The organism is Pseudomonas sp. GW822-FHT02G04, from assembly GCF_058802085.1.
Window position 1 is genome coordinate 41,023 of record NZ_JBXANU010000011.1, and the last position, 18,455, is coordinate 59,477.

Here is an 18,455-nt window from a genome sequence, read left to right on the forward strand (position 1 = left end):
CTGCCCCTATCGCGGGCAATCTGTCAGGCGACGAAGATTGGGATCAGAACTTGTCCAGCGTCCGCGGATTGTTCTCGCGCACCACTTCTTTGGGCTTGTACGCGCAATACCCCGGCCGCGGTCCGATCTTCGGGTGGTTGCGGCAGGTGTCCGGGCGCTTATCATAAATAGTGCACAAACGGCTTTTACGATCCAGGTACAGGCAATCGTTGTTGCTCATGCGCTGGAGGGTGAAGATCTCGGACTTCTGATTGTAGCGCTCGACGATCCCTTCCTTTTGCAAACGCTTGGCGATGTTCTTCGGCGGGTCGCCAAGCTCGAATTCGTCGACGATGCCGATACGGATCAGATCCTTGATCTTGACCTCGACCGGCAGCGTGCAGCAGCTGGACATGCACGAGCCGCACATTGGGGCAGAGTACTTGGCCCAGGTATCGAGGCGATCGATTTCCGCGGCGGCGATCAGGTTGGGCTTCATCATCGGTTGTTACCAGCGTGTGCATCAGGGCGCGCGATCATACCGGGACTGGTGGATTTTTGAACAACCTTTCGCCAGATTTTTTTGCTTGTCGCAAAATAGTCCTGTGTCCGGCACGACCCCTGCATCGTTTCAGGCACGCGATAACCTAATGTCGATCTATCTCGTACTAACAGGAAAAACTGCCGAACCAGAGTCTCTACGGTCTGTCAGACCGACTAGGCTCAGACAATTCCACGCTCGCTCGAGGTCCTATCGATGACTCAAGAACCACTTGTTCGCGAAGCAGAGGTGGCCGCATTCCGCGACGCCGTCTTGACCAAGCTCACTTACGCGGTGGGTAAAGACCCGGATCACGCCTTCGACCATGACTGGTTCGAAGCCATTGCCCTGGCGGCGCGTGATCACATGGTCGAGCACTGGATGGACCACACCCGGCAGATCTACCGCAAAGGCCAGAAACGGGTTTATTACCTCTCCCTGGAATTCCTTATCGGTCGCTTGCTCTACGACAGCCTGAGCAACCTCGGCCTGCTCGATGTGGCCCGCGAGGCCATGACCGAACTGGGCGTCGACATCGAACGCATTCGTCTGCTGGAGCCCGATGCCGCACTGGGCAACGGTGGCCTCGGGCGTCTGGCGGCGTGCTTCATGGAAAGCATGTCGACCCTCGGCATCGCCGGCCATGGCTACGGCATTCGTTACGAACACGGTTTGTTCCGCCAGGCCATCGTCGACGGCTGGCAGCAGGAGCAGACCGAACACTGGCTGGATTTCGGCAACCCGTGGGAGTTCGAACGGCCGGAGGTTGCCTACCCGATCGGTTTTGGCGGCAGTGTCGAAACCGTGACCGATGAAGCCGGCAAGTCCAGGCAAGTCTGGTCCCCGGCGGAAACCGTGCGGGCCATCGCCTACGACACCCCGGTGGTCGGTTGGCGCGGCGCGAGTGTCAACACCCTGCGGCTGTGGCGCGCCCGGGCCATGGAAGAATTGCATCTGGAGCGCTTCAACGCGGGCGACCACTTGGGCGCGGTCGCGGAAGTGGCCTGGGCAGAAAGTATCTCTCGTGTGCTCTACCCGGCGGATAGCAACGAGGCCGGCCAGGAGTTGCGCCTGCGTCAGGAATATTTCTTTGTCGCCGCGTCCTTGCAGGATTTGTTGCGCCGCCATCGCAACATGCACACCTCGGTGCTGACCCTGGGCGATCACGCCGCCATTCAACTCAACGACACTCACCCCTCGATCGCCGTGGCCGAACTGATGCGTCAGTTGGTCGATGTCTATGACGTGGCGTGGGATGCGGCGTGGCAGATCACGGTCGACACGCTGTCGTACACCAACCACACGCTGTTGCCGGAAGCGCTGGAAACCTGGCCGGTCGGTTTGATGGAGCGGATGCTGCCACGGCACATGCAGATCATTTATTTGATCAACGCCCAGCACATCGACTCGTTGCGGGCCAAGGGCATCCACGACTTCGACGTGTTGCGTGCGATTTCACTGATCGAGGAAGACAACGGTCGCCGCGTGCGCATGGGTAACCTGGCGTTCCTTGGTTCCCACAGCGTCAATGGCGTATCCGGCCTGCATACGCAGCTGATGCGCAGCACGGTGTTCTCCGAACTGCACAAGCTTTACCCGGACCGGATCAACAACAAAACCAACGGCATTACCTTCCGCCGCTGGCTTTATCAGGCCAACCCCGAACTCACCTCCATGCTGGTCGACGCCCTCGGCCCGAACCTGCTGGACAACCCCGAGGAGCGCTTGCTCGCTCTGGAGCCGTTTGCCGAGAAGACTGCATTTCGCAAGCAGTTCGCCGAACAACGGTTGCACAACAAGAAAGCCCTGGCGTATCTGATTCATGAACGGCTGGGGATCGCGATCAACCCGGCGGCGATGTTCGATGTGCAGGTCAAGCGGATCCACGAATACAAGCGTCAGTTGCTCAACCTGATGCATACCGTTGCGCTGTATCAGGCGATTCGTGCCGAGCCGGAAATCGATTGGGTACCGCGAGTGAAAATCTTCGCCGGCAAGGCGGCGGCGAGTTATCACCAGGCCAAGCTGATCATCAAACTGACCAACGACATTGCGCGGGTGGTCAACAACGACCCGACGGTACGTGGTTTGCTCAAAGTGGTGTTCCTGCCCAACTACAACGTCAGCCTGGCCGAGAGCATCATTCCGGCGGCGGACTTGTCGGAGCAGATTTCCACCGCCGGCTTCGAAGCCTCGGGCACCAGCAACATGAAGTTCGGCCTCAACGGCGCGCTGACCATCGGCACCCTGGACGGGGCCAACGTGGAAATGTGCGAGCGCATCGGTGCCGAGCACATGTTCATCTTCGGCCTCAGCGCCCAGCAAGTGGAAGCGCGCAAACGTAACCATGAATTCAACGCAGCGCCGGACATTGCCGCCTCCCATCGACTCAACGACGTGCTGCAAGCGATTCGCAGCGGGGTGTTCTCACCGGACGATCCGTCCCGTTATACCTCACTGATCGATTCGCTGGTGGACTACGACCGCTTCCTGGTCTGCGCCGATTTCGACTCTTACTGGAACGCTCAGATGCGGGTCGAAGCTCACTGGCACGACTCGAAAGAGTGGTGGCGTTCGGCGGTATTGAACACCGCGCGGATGGGCTGGTTCTCGTCCGACCGGACCATTCGCGAGTACGCCACGGATATCTGGAAGGCTTTGGAGTAAGTCTTCGCTCGGATCGATATACTGACGCGCCGGAAAAGATCGCAGCCTTCGGCAGCTCCTACGGTCAGTGTTCACCTAACATGGTGGTGAACGTCGCCTTTGTAGGAGCTGCCGAAGGCTGCGATCTTTGCTGTACGGGCTGCGCTAATCTTCTCGGATTGGCCACTGCGCTTAGGGATATCGACCATGCAATGGATGTTCATGCTGATTGGGCTGCTGCTGGGCTGGATACTTGACGAGTCGTTCAGCGACGCGCTGTTGGGCGCGTTGCTCGGGCTGGGTCTCGGCCAGGCCATTCGCATTGGCCGCTTGAGCACTCAATCGGCCGAGCAGCGGCGTTTGCTCGATCAGGCTCAGGTTGCGCTGCATGCAGTCGAGCAGCGACTGGCGTTGCTGGAGGTGTCGGGCTTCAAGGCACCGGAATCAGGCGAACCGGTTGCCAGCGAGCCCGCTGCATCCCCTGAAATCATCCTCGAACAAGCCCCCGTCGCAACCCCGGAATTGGTCTGGGAGCTGCCGCCCGAACTCGAACCCGTCACGGTGGCCGCCGCCGAAGCCAGTCGTCCGCTGCCCGCTGATGCCTGGAAACCCGAACCGGTCGTCCGCGAACCACAGCAACCGGCCGAGCCGCGCGGCCCGAACTTCATCGAACGCGCTATCAGTGGCGCACGCAATTGGCTGTTCGGCGGCAATACCGTGCTGCGGGTCGGCGTGGTGCTGTTGTTCCTCGGACTGGCTTTCCTGTTGCGCTACGCCACCGAAGGCATGGTGGTGCCAGTCGAGCTGCGTTACGCCGGTGTCGCGGCGGCGGCCTTGGGCCTGCTCGCCCTGGGCTGGTGGCTGCGACTGCGCAACAGCAACTACGCGCTTATGCTGCAAGGCACCGGGATCGCAGTCTTGTACCTCACGGTATTTGCCGCGATGCGTTTGCATCCGCTGCTCGACCCTACGGCGGCACTGGGGTTGCTGGTGGTGGTGACGGTGTTCTCGGCGATTCTCGCCATTACCCAAAATGCGTTGGGCCTGGCCGCCGCCGCTGCTCTGGGCGGTTTCGCCGCGCCGATCCTGACCTCCACCGGTGCCGGCAACCATGTCGCGCTGTTCAGCTATTTCGCCCTGCTCAACGCTGGCATCCTCGCTATCGCCTGGTTCAAGGCCTGGCGACTGCTCAACCTGATCGGTTTTGTCGGCACCTTCGGCATCGGGTTTGCCTGGGGCCTGCGTTCCTATAAACCGGAACTGCTGTGGAGCACCGAGCCGTTCCTGATTCTGTTTTTCCTGATGTACCTGGCCATCGGCCTGTTGTTCGCCCGTCGCAAACTGCTGGAAATGAGCGACGCGCCCGAGGACGACAGCCGCGATGCACTGTTGCACTGGTCGGCGCGCAAGGGTGATTACGTCGACGGTACGATGCTGTTTGCGCCACCGCTGGTGGGCTTCGGTTTGCAGTTCGCGCTGGTGGAACATCTGGAATTTGCCGCGGCCTTCAGCGCCTTGGCGCTGGGCATGATTTACATGGGCCTGGCCCGGTTGCTGATGGGCGGTCGAGCACTGTTGTTGGCCGAAACCTGCCTGGCGCTGGGGGTGATCTTCGCCAGCCTGGCGATCCCTCTGGGGCTCGACGCGCGTTGGACCGCCGCAGCCTGGGCAGTGGAAGGCGCGGGGATTTTCTGGCTCGGCCTGCGTCAACAACGGCCATTGGCACGCGCCTTTGCCTTGCTGCTGCAACTGGGTTCGGCACTGGCCTTCCTCAGTGAATTGCGCAGCGGCGAGAGCAGCCTGCTCGATGGTGCGCCGCTGGGGGCGTTGATGCTCGGCGTGGCGCTGCTGTTCAGCTTCTACCAATTGCGCAAAGCGTTGCCTGAACAGGCGTTGCCGTGGGAGCGCCAAGGGTTGCCGGTGCTGGCCTGCCTGGGCCTGACGTTCCTCTATCTGCTGGCGCCGCTGTTTTTCTTCACTCATGGCACGGCGATCAGTTGGGCGCTGGCCGGGTTGGCGACGCTGTTCGTCGGCCTGCGCCTGCAATCGCGGGCGTTCCTGTTCAGCGCGTTCGCCGTGCAACTGCTTGGCGGTGCGTTGTTCCTGGTGCGGCTGCGAGGGGCGAGCGGAGACTCGGCTGCGGTGTTCAGCGCCGGCTGGAGCGGTTTGCTCAGCGCATCTTTGATCGGGCTGGCACTGATCGCGGGCATGTTGATGGCGGCCCGGGACGAAATGGTGCGCAGCGACGTGCGTTTGCTGCGCGGCTTGTCGGTGGTGTTGTTGGCCGGTCTGGTGCTGATCAACCTCGCGGTGCTGTTCGTGTTGCCGTGGCAAACCGCGAGTGCGGTGTGGGCGGCCAGTGGTTTGTTCATCATCTGGCTGAGCCTGTACCTGAAGCAGCGTGTGAGTTTTGTCTTTGGTCTGCTGTTGCAGGTGATCGGCGGCGTAGCGTTCCTGTTCGCCGGGCCGGACCTGCTCGGGCCGCTGCTCAGCGAAGGCTTGCGACCGTTGGCGCATAGCGGGTTCTGGACACCGCTGGTGCTGGGGCTGGCGGCATTTGTCGGGGCCTGGCGTTTGCAGCTCGGCAACCATGCTTCGGCTTTCGATGTGTTGAGCCTGCAGCGTTTGTCCGAGGTGTTGCTGGTATGGGGCGCGGGTTGGTGGGCACTGGCGTGGATCAGCGAAGTGCTGCGCTTTGCGCCTGTGAACCTGCAAGCGACGTTGTTGCTGGCGGTCGCGGCGGTGAGTGTGGCGCTGTGGGCGGTGCTGGCGCCGCGCCTGAAGTGGTCGTCACTAGGCTTGCTCTGCACCTTGCTGATTCCCGCCGCCGGTCTGGTGTTGCTCGCGGCCTGGCATTCGCGTTATCACCCGGCCGCCAACTTCGGCTGGCTGGTTTGGGCCGCGGTGTTCGTCGTGCATTTCATCTCGTTGCGGCGTCTGGCGCCGATGCTGCCCGAAAAAGCCCTGAGCACCGCCCATGTGCTCGGTTGCTGGCTATTGATCGGCGTGTTGGCCCTGGAGCTGCGTTATGGCTTGCTGCTGTTGTCGGAGCAGTACAACGCCTGGCGCTGGTTGGGCTGGGCAATTCTGCCGAGCCTGTATCTGGTGCTGGCGGCCACACCGCGCGCGTGGCCATGGCCAGTGTCGGCTTATTCCCGCGAGTACCGGGTCTATGCCGCCGCGCCGCTGGCGGTGTTGATGCTCGGCTGGTTCTGGCTGGCGAACATTGCCAGCGACGGCACCGCCGAGCCGTTGCCGTATGTGCCACTGATCAACCCGCTGGAGCTGGGCCTGTTGTTCTCCCTGTTCGGCGTTTATGTCTGGTCCCGCAACGCAGTCACGCAACTGGCGATCCGCAAGGATTACGCCGATAACGCCACGCAGGTGATTGCCGGTGTTTCACTGTTCGCCTTCTTTACCGCACTGGTGATGCGCGCGGCCCATCACTGGGGTGGCGTGCCGTTTGCGTTGGATCTGCTGCTTGAATCGATGCTGGTGCAGGCCGGCCTGTCCATCGTCTGGACCTTGATGGCCCTGAGTCTGATGATCGGTGGGCATCTGCGTCACCGCCGTGAAGTCTGGCTGATCGGCGCAGGGCTGATCGCGCTGGTGGTCGCCAAGCTGTTCTTCGTTGAATTGAGTAACCGCGGCGGGCTGGCGCGGATCGTGTCGTTTATCGGCGTTGGCGTGTTGCTGTTGGTGGTGGGCTACTTCGCCCCGTTGCCACCCAAGCGTGCCGAAGCCGCGCCGGATGCTGAAAAACCGGCCCCTGAAACCGAAGGAGTGTCGTCTTGAGTCAGAAGCTGAAGCTGGGTTGGTGCGGTGCTGTTGTGCTGGGTGTGACGCTGTCGGTCAGTGCGCAGGAAAAACCTTCGGATTTCGCCACGCAGGTACCGTTGTCCGTGAGCGGCGAGGGGCCGTGGTATCGCCTGGAATTGCCCTTGGGCGTGCAACTGAACGCGCGGCAAACCGATCTCAGCGATGTACGTGTGTTCAACGCCGCTGGTGAGCCTCAGGCGTACGCCCTGGCCCGAGAGCCGGCGCAGACCCACGAAAACCGTATGCTGACCGACGTAAAGTGGTTCCCGTTGTACAACTCGGCGGACGACACTGAACGCACGCCGAGCGTACGGGTGCAATCGAACACCAACGGCACGTTGATCGAAGTGCAGCCGTCCAGCCAGCTGGAGGCGGGCGAAGAAGAACTGCGCGGCTGGTTACTCGATGCCAGCGGCATCAAGGCGCCGTTGCAGCAATTGATCCTCGACTGGACCAGCGAACGCGACGGTTTCCAGCGTTTCAGCATCGAAGCCAGCAACGATCTGCAGCATTGGCAGTCGTGGGGTGAAGGGCAGGTGGCGCGTCTGACGTTTGCCGACGAACGGGTCGAGCAACATGAAGTCGGCCTGCCGGGGCAATCGGCGCGCTATTTGCGCTTGCTGTGGAGTTCACCGCAATCGGCGCCGGTGTTGACGTCGGCGCAACTGGAAAGCACCAACCCTCGCACCTTGCCGCTGCCGTTGGTCTGGTCGCAACCATTGGCCGGTAGCAGCGTGAAGGCCGGTGAGTACATCTGGCAATTGCCGATGGGGTTGAACGTCCAGCGTTTGCAGATCGAACTGAATCAGCCCAACAGCCTGGCACCGGTGACATTATCAGGGCGCCGGGAGACCAGCCTGCCGTGGCAAACGCTGACCAACGGTTTGCTCTATCGCCTGACCCAGAATGGCCAGGACGTGGTGCAGAACGAATTGCAGTTGTCGGGCCAGACCGTGCAGCAATTGAAACTGACGGTGGATGAACGCGGAGGTGGCCTGGGCGCCGAAGCACCCACCGTGCGGTATGCCGTGCGCTCCACGCAATTGGTGTTCCTGGCACGCGGGGCCGGGCCTTATACGCTGGCGCTGGGCAGTGCGACGGTGAAGGCTGCAAGCTTGCCGTTGTCGACGCTGATTCCCGATTACAGCGCGGCGAAGCTGGCGACGTTGGGCAAGGCGACGGTGGACGGCGGGGCAGTGGTGACCCCGGTGGCGACAGCGCCAACGGTGCTGGGCACGAACTGGAAAAAGATCGGGCTGTGGGCGGTGTTGCTGCTCAGTGTGCTGTTTCTGGGGGGGATGGCGTTCAGTTTGCTGCGCAAGCCTGCTGCTAAATCCTGAGGGTGGCTGGCGCTGTGCGCCAGATCGCGGGCAAGCCTCGCTCCTACAAGAGCGAGGCTTGCCCGCGAAGGCGTCCTTCCTGCCACCAAAAATATTGAAACTGCCGCCAATCGCGGCCCCATTTCCAACTACGCTCAACCCCGCGCATGAACTCTATTGGACGTATCACGTCTGATAGGAGGAAATGCGCCCCGACTCGCGTTAAACTGCGCGGGTTTTTAGCCCCCCATTCCTCCGGAGCCGTCCATGTCCCGCGTTACCCTGAGTCGCTATTTGATTGAGCAGACCCGCAGCAACAACACTCCTGCCGATCTGCGTTTCCTGATCGAAGTGGTGGCGCGTGCCTGTAAGGAAATCAGCCACGCCGTCTCCAAAGGCGCCCTGGGTGGTGTCCTGGGCAGCATGGGCACTGAAAACGTCCAAGGTGAAGTGCAGAAGAAGCTTGATGTGATGTCCAACGACATCCTGCTCGAAGCCAACGAATGGGGCGGTCACCTGGCCGGCATGGCATCCGAAGAAATGGACAATGCCTACCAGATCCCGGGCAAATACCCGAAAGGCGCGTACCTGCTGGTGTTCGACCCGCTGGACGGTTCGTCGAACATCGACATCAACGCGCCGGTCGGTACGATCTTCTCGGTGCTGCGTTGCCCGAACGAATACCTGACCCAGAACGAGCCTTTGAACGAAAAGGCCTTCCTGCAGCCAGGCACTCAGCAGGTTGCCGCCGGTTACGCGATTTACGGTCCACAGACCATGCTGGTGCTGACCCTGGGCAATGGCGTCAAAGGCTTCACCCTGGATCGTGAAATGGGCAGCTTCGTACTGACCCATGAAGACATCACGATTCCGGAGTCCACGCAGGAATTCGCGATCAACGCGTCCAACAAGCGTCACTGGGAAGCGCCGGTACAACGCTACGTCGACGAATTGCTGGCTGGCGATGAAGGCCCGCTGAAGAAGAACTACAACATGCGTTGGGTCGCCGCGATGGTGGCCGACGTGCACCGCATCCTGACCCGCGGCGGTCTGTTCATGTACCCACGCGACAGCCGCGAGCCGTCGAAGCCGGGCAAACTGCGCCTGATGTACGAAGCCAACCCGATGTCGTTCCTGGTGGAGCAAGCGGGTGGCGCATCCACTGACGGCCACCAGCGCATCCTCGACATCCAGCCGGAAGGCCTGCACCAGCGTGTTGCGGTGTTCCTCGGTTCGAAAGAAGAAGTTGCCCGCGTCACGGCTTACCACAAGGAATAAAACATGACCGCGCCCTGGCAGCCGTTACTCGTATGGTGGTTTGGATCTTTCGAATCACCCAACGAAATAGCGGCTGACAAGGGCAAGTTATGGTTCGGCAAGCGTGACAGTCAGGACCTCGAAGCGCGGATGCGTTTCGGGGACCTGGTCGAGCAGGCACTGGCCGGCGGATTGACCGAATGGGCGCAACGCCCCGAAGGTTGGCTGGCTCTGGTGCTGCTGCTCGATCAACTGCCGCGAATGATCTTTCGCGACACCCCCAAATCCTTTTCCGGCGACGTCAGGGCCCAGGCACTGGTGGCGCAAGGCATTGCAGCGGATTTCGATCGGCAACTGCGACCGATCCAGCGGGTTTTTATCTATCTGGTGTTCGAACACTGCGAAAACCTGGCGGTGCAGAACGAAGCGGTTTCGCGGTTTCTCGATCTGGTGGAACAGCAACCCGAGGCGGATCGGGCGGTGTTTGCCAGCAACCTGGATTACGCCGAACGGCATCAGAAGATCATTGCGCGGTTTGGTCGGTTTCCCCATCGCAATGCGGTGTTGGGGCGTGAGTCTACGGCTGAGGAACTGGAGTTTCTTTCAGGGCCTGGATCGCGCTTCTAGCTTTTCGACTGATCGTTCCCACGCTCCGCGTGGGAATGCAGCCCGGGACGCTCCGCGTCCCTTCCAGAGTCGAACGCGGAGCGTCCGTTGAGGCATTCCCACGCAGAGCGTGGGAACGATCAGGAGGCCGCTGAGAGCGACTTAGATCCTGAAGCTTCCGACCAACTGCTTCAACCGCGCCGCCTGCTGTTCAAGATCGGCACAGGCACGCAAAGTCGACTGCAAGTTCTCCACACCTTCCTGGTTCAGCGTGTTGATCTCGGTGATGTCGACGTTGATCGATTCCACCACGGCGGTCTGTTCTTCGGTCGCGGTAGCCACCGACTGGTTCATCCCGTCGATTTCACCGATGCGCTGCGTCACGCTGCCCAGGCGTTCGCCGGCCTGGTTGGCGATGCCGACGCTGCTTTCGCTCTGGCGCTGGCTGTCGGTCATGGTGCTGACCGCTTCCCGGGCGCCAATTTGCAACTCCTCGATCATCTTCTGCACTTGCTGCGCCGAATCCTGAGTGCGGTGGGCGAGGTTGCGTACTTCGTCGGCCACCACGGCAAAACCACGGCCGGCTTCACCGGCACGGGCCGCTTCGATGGCCGCGTTGAGGGCCAGCAGGTTGGTCTGTTGCGAGATGCTGGTGATCACTTCCAGAATCTGGCCGATGTTCACCGTGTTGCTGTTCAGGGTTTCGATGTTGCCGCACGAATCGCTGATTTTTGCCGACAGCTGGTGCATCGCGGCGATGGTTTTATCCACGACTTGCTGACCGTCTTCGGCCAGGCTGCGCGCGTCGCTCGAGTGTTGCGAGGCGAGGGCGGCGTTCTGGGCGATCTCCTGGGCAGCGGCACCGAGCTGGTTGATCGCCGCCGCGACGCTGCTGGTGCGCGACGCCTGCTGATCAGAGTTGAACATCGACGAGTTCGAGGCCGCCACTACGCGCAGGGCTACTTCGTTGACCTGGCCGGTGGCCGAAGATACTTCGCGGATCGAGGTGTGGATACGCTCGACGAAACGGTTGAACGAGGTGCCCAGTGCACCGAATTCATCCTGGCCGTGGATGGTCAGGCGTTTGGTCAGGTCGCCTTCGCCCTCGGCGATGTCATGCATGGCCCGGCCCATGATCAGCAGCGGCTGCATCAGCACGCGGATCAGCATGCTCAGCAGGGCGATGATGATCACCACGGCGATGACCATGGCGATGATCGCCGAGGTGCGGAACTCGCTGAGCATCGAGAGCGCGGTGTCTTTGTCCAGCACCAGCGCTACGTACCAGTCGGCCGACGGTACGCCGTTAACGTGGGTGAAGGAGATGAACTGGGTTTTGCCGTCCAGTTCGACTTCCTTCAGGCCCGGGCTGATTTTCGGCGCGCCGTTGGGGTAGGCGTCGGCCAGGTTCTTGAGCACCAGTTTGCTGTCCGGGTGGATCAGGATCTTGCCGTCGGCGCTGACAATGAACGCCTGGCCGTGACCGCCGAAGTTCAGCGAGTTGATGATTGCGCTGACGCTGGACAGGTCGATATCCGCACCCGCAACGCCAATCATCTGGTTCTGGTGCTTCACCGGCGTGGCCACGGTGATCACCAGTTTGCCCGACGACGCCGCGATGTAGGGTTCGGTGACGATGGTCTGTTGCGCGTTGTTGGCAGCCTTGTACCAGCCACGGGCGCGGGGGTCGTAGTCCGCGGCGCGGTTACCGGCCGGCACCGAGAACATCACGCCATCGGTGCCGCCGAAGTAGCTCAGCTGGAAGTTGCTGGTGTAGGCCGGCAGGTCGATAGCGCGCTTGAGATTGGCCTGGGCGCTCCCATCCACGGCGATCTGCTGGGACAGCGATTGCAGCAATTGGATGCGGCTTTCCAGCCAGGTCTGGATGTTGCTGGTGGTCAGGCTGCCGAGTTCCTGCATCGAAGACTCGGTACTGCTGCGCAGGGTTTGCCGCTGGCGGTAATCGTTGAACAGGATGAAACAGGCGAATGCAACGGCCACCACGAGAGCGGCTGCCAACAAGATCTTGTGGCTGAATTTCATGTTTCTGGTCATTAAATGATCTACCGCGCAGTGGCTGGTCAGCAAAGGGGCGTCAATTTGCCACAGTCGAGGGCTTGGCGCTGCTTTTATGTCGACTGGCCAGCGCCAAAGATTAGGCGGGTTTTGACGAAAACCGACGAAATACTCAACGACGCGAGAAAGTGGCTGATTTCTTGGCAAAAGGCTGACGAGCGGCCTGATAAATAGCCGGACGCTCAGGGAACCAGACAGGGGTTTTCTCTTCTAAGCTTCTGGTTGGCAACATGCCACCCCCCTTCCGCTCCAGGAGTTACACCATGTCGCTGCGTTCTATCGCCTTGCTCTCGTTCTGCGTGCTGTTGGCCGCGTGCAGCAAGATCAATCAGGAAAATTACTCAAAGCTGTCGACCGGCATGCCCAAGGCCGAGGTTGAAACCTTGCTGGGCAAACCAGCCGATTGCTCGGGCGCGCTCGGCATGTCCAGTTGCACCTGGGGTGACAAAAACAGCTTTATCAGCGTGCAGTACGCTGGTGACAAAGTGCTGATGTTTTCGGGCCAAGGCTTGAAGTAAACCGGGGCTATGCGCCCACGGGAGAAAAAAATAATGAAGCGGTTCCTGATCGTTCTTTTGGCCGGCCTGGTATTGGCCGGCTGCGCCTCGTCTGGCGTAGATCCGTTGGCGCCCAAGACCGTCAACAGCGTCAACCTCAAGCGCTACCAGGGAACCTGGTACGAGTTGGCGCGTCTGCCGGTGTATTTCCAGCGCAACTGTGCGCAATCCGAAGCCCATTACAGCCTCAAGCCTGACGGTGAGATGGCGGTGCTGAACCGCTGCCTGACCTCGGAGTGGCAATGGGAAGAGGCCAAGGGCAAGGCTTATCCACAGGTACCCGGCAAGGCCGACAAACTGTGGGTCGAATTCGATACCTGGTTCTCGCGATTGATACCCGGTGTGTCGAAGGGAGAATACTGGGTGTTGTACGTCAGCGATGACTACAAGACCGCGATTGTCGGCGACCCGAGCCGCCATCACCTCTGGCTGCTGTCACGGACCCCGACGGTCAATGGCGTAGTGCGTGAAGAACTGCTGAGCAGGGCGCGTCAGCAAGGGTATGACACGACGCGGCTGATCTGGCGCGCGTCGGATAGCAAAATGGCCAAGACTTCGAATTAGCGGCGCGGTTGAAAAAAGATCGCAGCCTGCGGCAGCTCCCACAGGCGCGTAGGAGCTGCCGAAGGCTGCGATCTTTTGCTTTTGCCGTTTAGCCCAGAAGGTCGCGCAAGACTTGGGTGAATGCCCGGTTGCTCTCTTCTTCGCCGGCATGCCGCCCATCGCGCACGACCCACTGGCCATTGACCAGCACATCCCGCACCTGGCGATCGCCACCGGCAAATAACCAACGATTGAGAATCCCGTCGCCACTGGCCGTCGCCAGGTACGGATCGTTGCCGTCGAGCACCAACCAATCCGCGCGCTTGCCGACTTCCAGGGCACCAATCGGCTGCCCCAACGCCTGGGCACCGCCATCCAGCGCGGCGTCGTACAGCGTGCGGCCGACCATCGGCTGATTCGCGCCATACAAACGATTACGCCGCTGATCGCGCAGACGCTGTCCATATTCCAGCCAGCGCAATTCTTCCACCACGCTCAACGACACATGGCTGTCGGAACCGATACCCATGCGCCCGCCCTGCGCCAGGAAATCCACCGCCGGGAAAATCCCGTCGCCGAGGTTGGCTTCAGTGGTCAGGCACAGGCCGGCAATGGCGCGGCTCTTGGCCATCAGCGTGACTTCTTCCGGATTGGCGTGGGTCGCATGGACCAGGCACCAACGCTGATCGACTTCGGTATTTTCGTACAGCCATTGCAGCGGACGGCGCCCGCTCCAGCTCAGGCAGTCATCGACTTCCTTCTGTTGTTCGGCGATGTGAATGTGTACCGGGCACTGCTTGTCGCTGGCCGCCAGCACTTCGCTGATCTGCTGCGGTGTGACCGCGCGTAACGAGTGGAAACACAGGCCGAGCGACTGCGCCGGTTGTTGCGCCAGAATCGGTTGCAAACGTGATTGAAGCTTCAGGTAGTTTTCGGTGCTGTTGATAAAACGGCGCTGGCCTTCGTTCGGGGCCTGGCCGCCAAAACCGGAATGGCTGTAGAGCACCGGCAGCAAGGTCAAACCGATACCGACGGAACTGGCCGCCTGGCTGATGCGCAGTGCCAGTTCGGCCGGGTCCGCATACGGCTGGCCATTATTGTCGTGATGGACGTAATGAAATTCCGCGACCGATGTGTAACCGGCCTTGAGCATTTCGATGTACAGCTGACGGGCGATAACCCCGAGTTGGTCCGGGCTGATTTTTCCGACGAGCCGATACATCAGATCGCGCCAGGTCCAGAAACTGTCATTCGGATTACCCGCCACTTCCGCCAGGCCGGCCATGGCCCGCTGGAAGGCGTGGGAGTGTAAATTCGGCATTCCCGGCAGCAGCGGACCGCTCAACCGTTCGGCGCCATCTGCGTGGGAATCAGCCTGGATATGGGTCAGCACGCCATTGGCGTTGACTTCAAGACGTACATTGTTGGCCCATCCACTAGGCAGCAGCGCGCGTTCGGCAAAGAAGGCGGACATGGTTCAGCACCCCATCGTGTGTTATTTGTATATACATATACAGACGTTTGCCTGCTCGGTAAACTCCGGCAAGCTAGCAACCTTTACTAAACGAACAGGGAAATACCGTGCCGACTCCGCCTGCAGTCTCCCCGTTGGCCGCGAACATGGGCGACAGTCCGGCGCCCTTGTACGCCCGCGTGAAACAGATGATTACCCAGCAAATCGACAGTGGAAACTGGCCGCCGCACTACCGCGTTCCGTCGGAAAGCGAGTTGGTCAGCCAGCTGGGTTTCAGCCGCATGACCATCAACCGCGCCCTGCGCGAGATGACAGCCGACGGCCTGTTGGTGCGTATGCAAGGCGTCGGAACGTTCGTCGCCGAGCCGAAAAGTCAGTCTGCGCTGTTTGAAGTGCATAACATCGCCGACGAGATCGCCTCCCGTGGCCATCGTCACACGTGCAAGGTGATCACCCTTGAAGAAGAGGCCGCCGGTTCCGAGCGTGCCCTGGCCCTGGACATGCGCGAAGGCCAGAAGGTGTTCCACTCGCTGATCGTGCATTTCGAAAACGATATCCCGGTGCAAATCGAAGACCGTTTCGTCAATGCACTGGTGGCGCCGGAGTACCTCAAGCAAGACTTCACCCTGCAAACGCCATACGCCTATCTGAATCAGGTCGCGCCATTGACCGAAGGCGAGCATGTGGTCGAAGCGATTCTCGCCGAGCCGTCCGAATGCAAGTTGCTGCAGATTGAAAAGGGCGAGCCGTGCCTGCTGATTCGTCGCCGCACCTGGTCCGGCCGTCAGCCAGTGACCGCCGCCCGCTTGATCCACCCCGGTTCCCGTCATCGTCTGGAAGGGCGGTTCCATAAATAAGAACCATAAGTAGAGAGACACAAATGGGGCAGTTGAAGGTCTTACGCGCAACCGATTACCCGCGCATGCCGTGGAAAAACGGTGGCGGCAGCACTGAAGAAATTACTCGCGATACGGGTGTAGGCCTTGATGGCTTTGGCTGGCGCCTGTCGATTGCCGACATTGGCGAGTCGGGTGGGTTTTCCACCTTTGCCGGTTATGAGCGGGTGATCACCGTACTGCAAGGCGAGGGCATGACCTTGCGCGTCGATGGCCAGGACACGCGGGCGTTGTTACCGCTGGACCCGTTTGCTTTCAGTGGTGAGAGTCATGTGTCCTGCGCATTGCTCGGTGGAGCGATTCGCGACTTCAACCTGATTTATGCGCCGGATCGCTACAGTGCGCGGTTGCAGTGGCTGGAAGGTAAGCAGCGGTTTTTTAGTGAAGCCGGGACTCTGCTGGTGTTCAGTGTCAGTGAAGCGCTTGAAGTGAAAGTCGGTAACAGCGCATCGCAACTCGGTCGCCATGATTGCCTGCAACTGGACGGTAACGTCGGTCTGCTGGACGTCGCCATCAATGGTTCGTGCTGTGTGATCGAGCTGATCGCACGCTGATTCAACATCCCCAAAAGATCGCAGCCTTCGGCGGCTCCTACAGGTTCGATGTCCATCCACAATATTTGTGGTGAGCACGATCAATGTAGGAGCTGCCGAAGGCTGCGATCTTTTGCTTTTAAGCGTTCCCCATCGCGCACCAATTTGTTACCGAACGCCCCAGCGTGGCGCAAAACCACGCTCAAGTAACAACCAGCGCGTCGCCGAAAAAATCCCCCCGAAAAATTTCATCTACGCCAGAACCCTTGATCCAGGCGCTTTACAGCCCTTCCAGAAACTTTCTTGGATGCTCAACCAACAAGTTGGCCGCTTGATTGCATATGCTTGTATGTACAAGTAAAGACGTATGTGTATGAGTCACGAGGGCTCAACCATCGTCCACTGATTCGCCGGTGTGCACTGATGCCCATTGGCTTGCTCGCCCACTGCCTGGGCTGGTTTGGATTGATTGCTGAGGAGTCTTTTTCGTGACTGACATTAAACCTACCAAGTTTCGTGATGTTGAAATCCGCGCTGCCCGTGGTAACAAGCTGACCGCCAAGAGCTGGCTGACTGAAGCGCCGCTGCGCATGCTGATGAACAACCTCGACCCGGAAGTCGCCGAGAACCCTAAAGAACTGGTGGTTTACGGTGGTATCGGTCGTGCGGCACGTAACTGGGAATGCTACGACAAGATCGTCGAAAGCCTGACCAACCTGAACGACGACGAGACCCTGCTGGTGCAATCCGGCAAGCCGGTCGGCGTGTTCAAGACCCACAGCAACGCCCCGCGCGTTCTGATCGCCAACTCCAACCTGGTACCGCACTGGGCGAGCTGGGAACACTTCAACGAACTGGACGCCAAAGGCCTGGCCATGTACGGCCAGATGACCGCCGGCAGCTGGATCTACATCGGCAGCCAGGGCATCGTTCAAGGCACCTACGAAACCTTCGTTGAAGCCGGTCGCCAGCACTACAACGACAACCTGACCGGCAAGTGGGTACTGACCGCTGGCCTGGGCGGCATGGGTGGCGCTCAACCTCTGGCCGCAACCCTGGCCGGCGCTTGCTCGCTGAACATCGAATGCCAGCAAGTGAGCATCGATTTCCGCCTGAAAAGCCGTTATGTCGACGAGCAGGCCAAAGACCTCGACGACGCGCTGGCGCGCATCGCCAAATACACCAAAGAAGGCAAAGCGATTTCCATCGCCCTGCTGGGTAACGCGGCAGAAATCCTGCCGGAATTGGTCCGTCGCGGTGTGCGTCCGGACATGGTCACCGACCAGACCAGCGCCCACGATCCGCTCAACGGTTACCTGCCAGCCGGTTGGACCTGGGAAGAGTACCGCGCTCGCGCCAAGACCGAGCCGGCTGCTGTGATCAAAGCCGCCAAGCAATCGATGGCCGTGCACGTCAAAGCGATGCTCGACTTCCAGAAGCAAGGTATCCCAACTTTCGACTACGGCAACAACATCCGTCAGATGGCGCAAGAAGAAGGCGTGGAAAACGCATTCGACTTCCCGGGTTTCGTACCGGCTTACATCCGTCCACTGTTCTGCCGTGGCATCGGCCCATTCCGTTGGGCTGCGCTGTCGGGCGATCCGCAGGACATCTACAAGACCGACGCTAAAGTCAAAGAACTGATCCCGGACGACGCTCACCTGCACAACTGGCTGGACATGGCCCGCGAGCGCATCAGCTTCCAGGGTCTGCCGGCACGTATCTGCTGGGTTGGCCTGGGTCTGCGCGCCAAGCTCGGTCTGGCGTTCAACGAAATGGTGCGCAGCGGTGAATTGTCCGCGCCAATCGTGATCGGTCGCGACCACCTGGACTCCGGCTCCGTATCCAGCCCGAACCGCGAAACCGAATCGATGCAAGACGGTTCCGACGCCGTGTCCGACTGGCCACTGCTCAACGCTCTGCTGAACACCGCGAGCGGCGCGACCTGGGTTTCCCTGCACCACGGCGGCGGCGTCGGCATGGGCTTCTCCCAGCACTCGGGCATGGTGATTGTCTGCGACGGTACTGACGAAGCGGCCGAGCGTATCGCTCGCGTGCTGCACAACGACCCGGCCACCGGTGTCATGCGTCACGCCGATGCCGGTTACCAGATCGCGATCGACTGCGCCAAGGAACAGGGGCTGAACCTGCCGATGATCACCGGCAAATAAGAGAAAAGACCGCTGCAGGAGCTGCCGTGGCAGCTCCT

13 protein-coding genes and 1 pseudogene are annotated in these 18,455 nt (G+C 60.6%); 10 read left to right on the forward strand and 4 right to left on the reverse strand.

Translation table 11 applies throughout. From position 1 onward, the window contains the following. Window positions 1-43: 43 nt before the first annotated feature. Complete coding sequence (locus AC1RO5_RS15800) at window positions 44-481, reverse strand: YkgJ family cysteine cluster protein (protein ID WP_138866653.1); 438 nt, start codon at window positions 479-481, stop codon at window positions 44-46. Between the two features lie 255 nt (window positions 482-736). Here AC1RO5_RS15800 and AC1RO5_RS15805 point away from each other — a divergent pair, with 255 nt between their 5' ends. From AC1RO5_RS15805 to AC1RO5_RS15825, 5 genes are all read left to right on the forward strand, one after another. After that, window positions 737-3,187: a glycogen/starch/alpha-glucan phosphorylase gene (locus AC1RO5_RS15805; protein WP_493176110.1), complete on the forward strand. Its 2,451-nt coding sequence runs from the start codon at window positions 737-739 to the stop codon at window positions 3,185-3,187. Window positions 3,188-3,373: 186 nt separating this feature from the next. Further along, window positions 3,374-6,961, forward strand: a complete 3,588-nt coding sequence (locus AC1RO5_RS15810; protein WP_493176112.1) for a DUF2339 domain-containing protein — start codon at window positions 3,374-3,376, stop codon at window positions 6,959-6,961. Beyond that, window positions 6,958-8,325, forward strand: a complete 1,368-nt coding sequence (locus tag AC1RO5_RS15815; protein ID WP_493176114.1) for a DUF3999 domain-containing protein — start codon at window positions 6,958-6,960, stop codon at window positions 8,323-8,325. The genes AC1RO5_RS15810 and AC1RO5_RS15815 overlap by 4 nt, the downstream gene beginning before the upstream one ends. A 246-nt stretch (window positions 8,326-8,571) precedes the next feature. Continuing rightward, window positions 8,572-9,582, forward strand: a complete 1,011-nt coding sequence (locus AC1RO5_RS15820; protein ID WP_007933966.1) for a class 1 fructose-bisphosphatase — start codon at window positions 8,572-8,574, stop codon at window positions 9,580-9,582. Window positions 9,583-9,585: 3 nt separating this feature from the next. Beyond that, a complete protein-coding gene (locus tag AC1RO5_RS15825) occupies window positions 9,586-10,188 on the forward strand; it encodes a DUF924 family protein (RefSeq protein WP_493176116.1) in 603 nt (200 codons plus the stop codon). Window positions 10,189-10,329: 141 nt separating this feature from the next. Here the strand turns inward: AC1RO5_RS15825 and AC1RO5_RS15830 are convergent, their stop codons facing one another. Together AC1RO5_RS15830 and AC1RO5_RS15835 are read right to left on the reverse strand one after the other, a co-directional pair. Continuing rightward, window positions 10,330-11,094: a methyl-accepting chemotaxis protein gene (locus AC1RO5_RS15830; RefSeq protein ID WP_443200756.1), complete on the reverse strand. Its 765-nt coding sequence runs from the start codon at window positions 11,092-11,094 to the stop codon at window positions 10,330-10,332. Window positions 11,095-11,187: 93 nt separating this feature from the next. After that, a pseudogene (locus AC1RO5_RS15835) lies at window positions 11,188-12,222 on the reverse strand (HAMP domain-containing protein); the annotation flags it as partial. A 284-nt stretch (window positions 12,223-12,506) separates the two neighbouring features. Here AC1RO5_RS15835 and AC1RO5_RS15840 point away from each other — a divergent pair. Both AC1RO5_RS15840 and AC1RO5_RS15845 read left to right on the forward strand, forming a co-directional pair. Further along, window positions 12,507-12,761, forward strand: a complete 255-nt coding sequence (locus tag AC1RO5_RS15840) for a hypothetical protein (protein ID WP_007933963.1) — start codon at window positions 12,507-12,509, stop codon at window positions 12,759-12,761. Window positions 12,762-12,794: 33 nt separating this feature from the next. Then, a complete protein-coding gene (locus tag AC1RO5_RS15845; RefSeq protein WP_493176117.1) occupies window positions 12,795-13,364 on the forward strand; it encodes a lipocalin family protein in 570 nt (189 codons plus the stop codon). Window positions 13,365-13,452: 88 nt separating this feature from the next. On the opposite strand, the gene AC1RO5_RS15850 is transcribed toward AC1RO5_RS15845, so the two are convergent. Then, on the reverse strand, window positions 13,453-14,817 hold the full coding sequence (locus tag AC1RO5_RS15850; protein WP_493176119.1) for a formimidoylglutamate deiminase: 1,365 nt from the start codon (window positions 14,815-14,817) through the stop codon (window positions 13,453-13,455). Between the two features lie 146 nt (window positions 14,818-14,963). Between AC1RO5_RS15850 and hutC the strand changes: the two genes are divergently transcribed. The 3 genes from hutC to hutU all read left to right on the forward strand — a co-directional run bounded on the left by hutC (window position 14,964) and on the right by hutU (window position 18,417). Next, complete coding sequence (gene hutC, locus AC1RO5_RS15855; protein WP_170948611.1) at window positions 14,964-15,674, forward strand: histidine utilization transcriptional repressor HutC; 711 nt, start codon at window positions 14,964-14,966, stop codon at window positions 15,672-15,674. Between the two features lie 23 nt (window positions 15,675-15,697). Beyond that, window positions 15,698-16,267, forward strand: coding sequence for a HutD/Ves family protein (locus AC1RO5_RS15860; protein ID WP_493176121.1), 570 nt, complete (start codon window positions 15,698-15,700; stop codon window positions 16,265-16,267). Window positions 16,268-16,734: 467 nt separating this feature from the next. Continuing rightward, window positions 16,735-18,417 carry a urocanate hydratase gene (gene hutU, locus AC1RO5_RS15865; protein ID WP_493176123.1) on the forward strand — a complete coding sequence of 561 codons (1,683 nt, stop codon included), beginning with the start codon at window positions 16,735-16,737 and terminating at the stop codon, window positions 18,415-18,417. Window positions 18,418-18,455 lie beyond the last annotated feature (38 nt).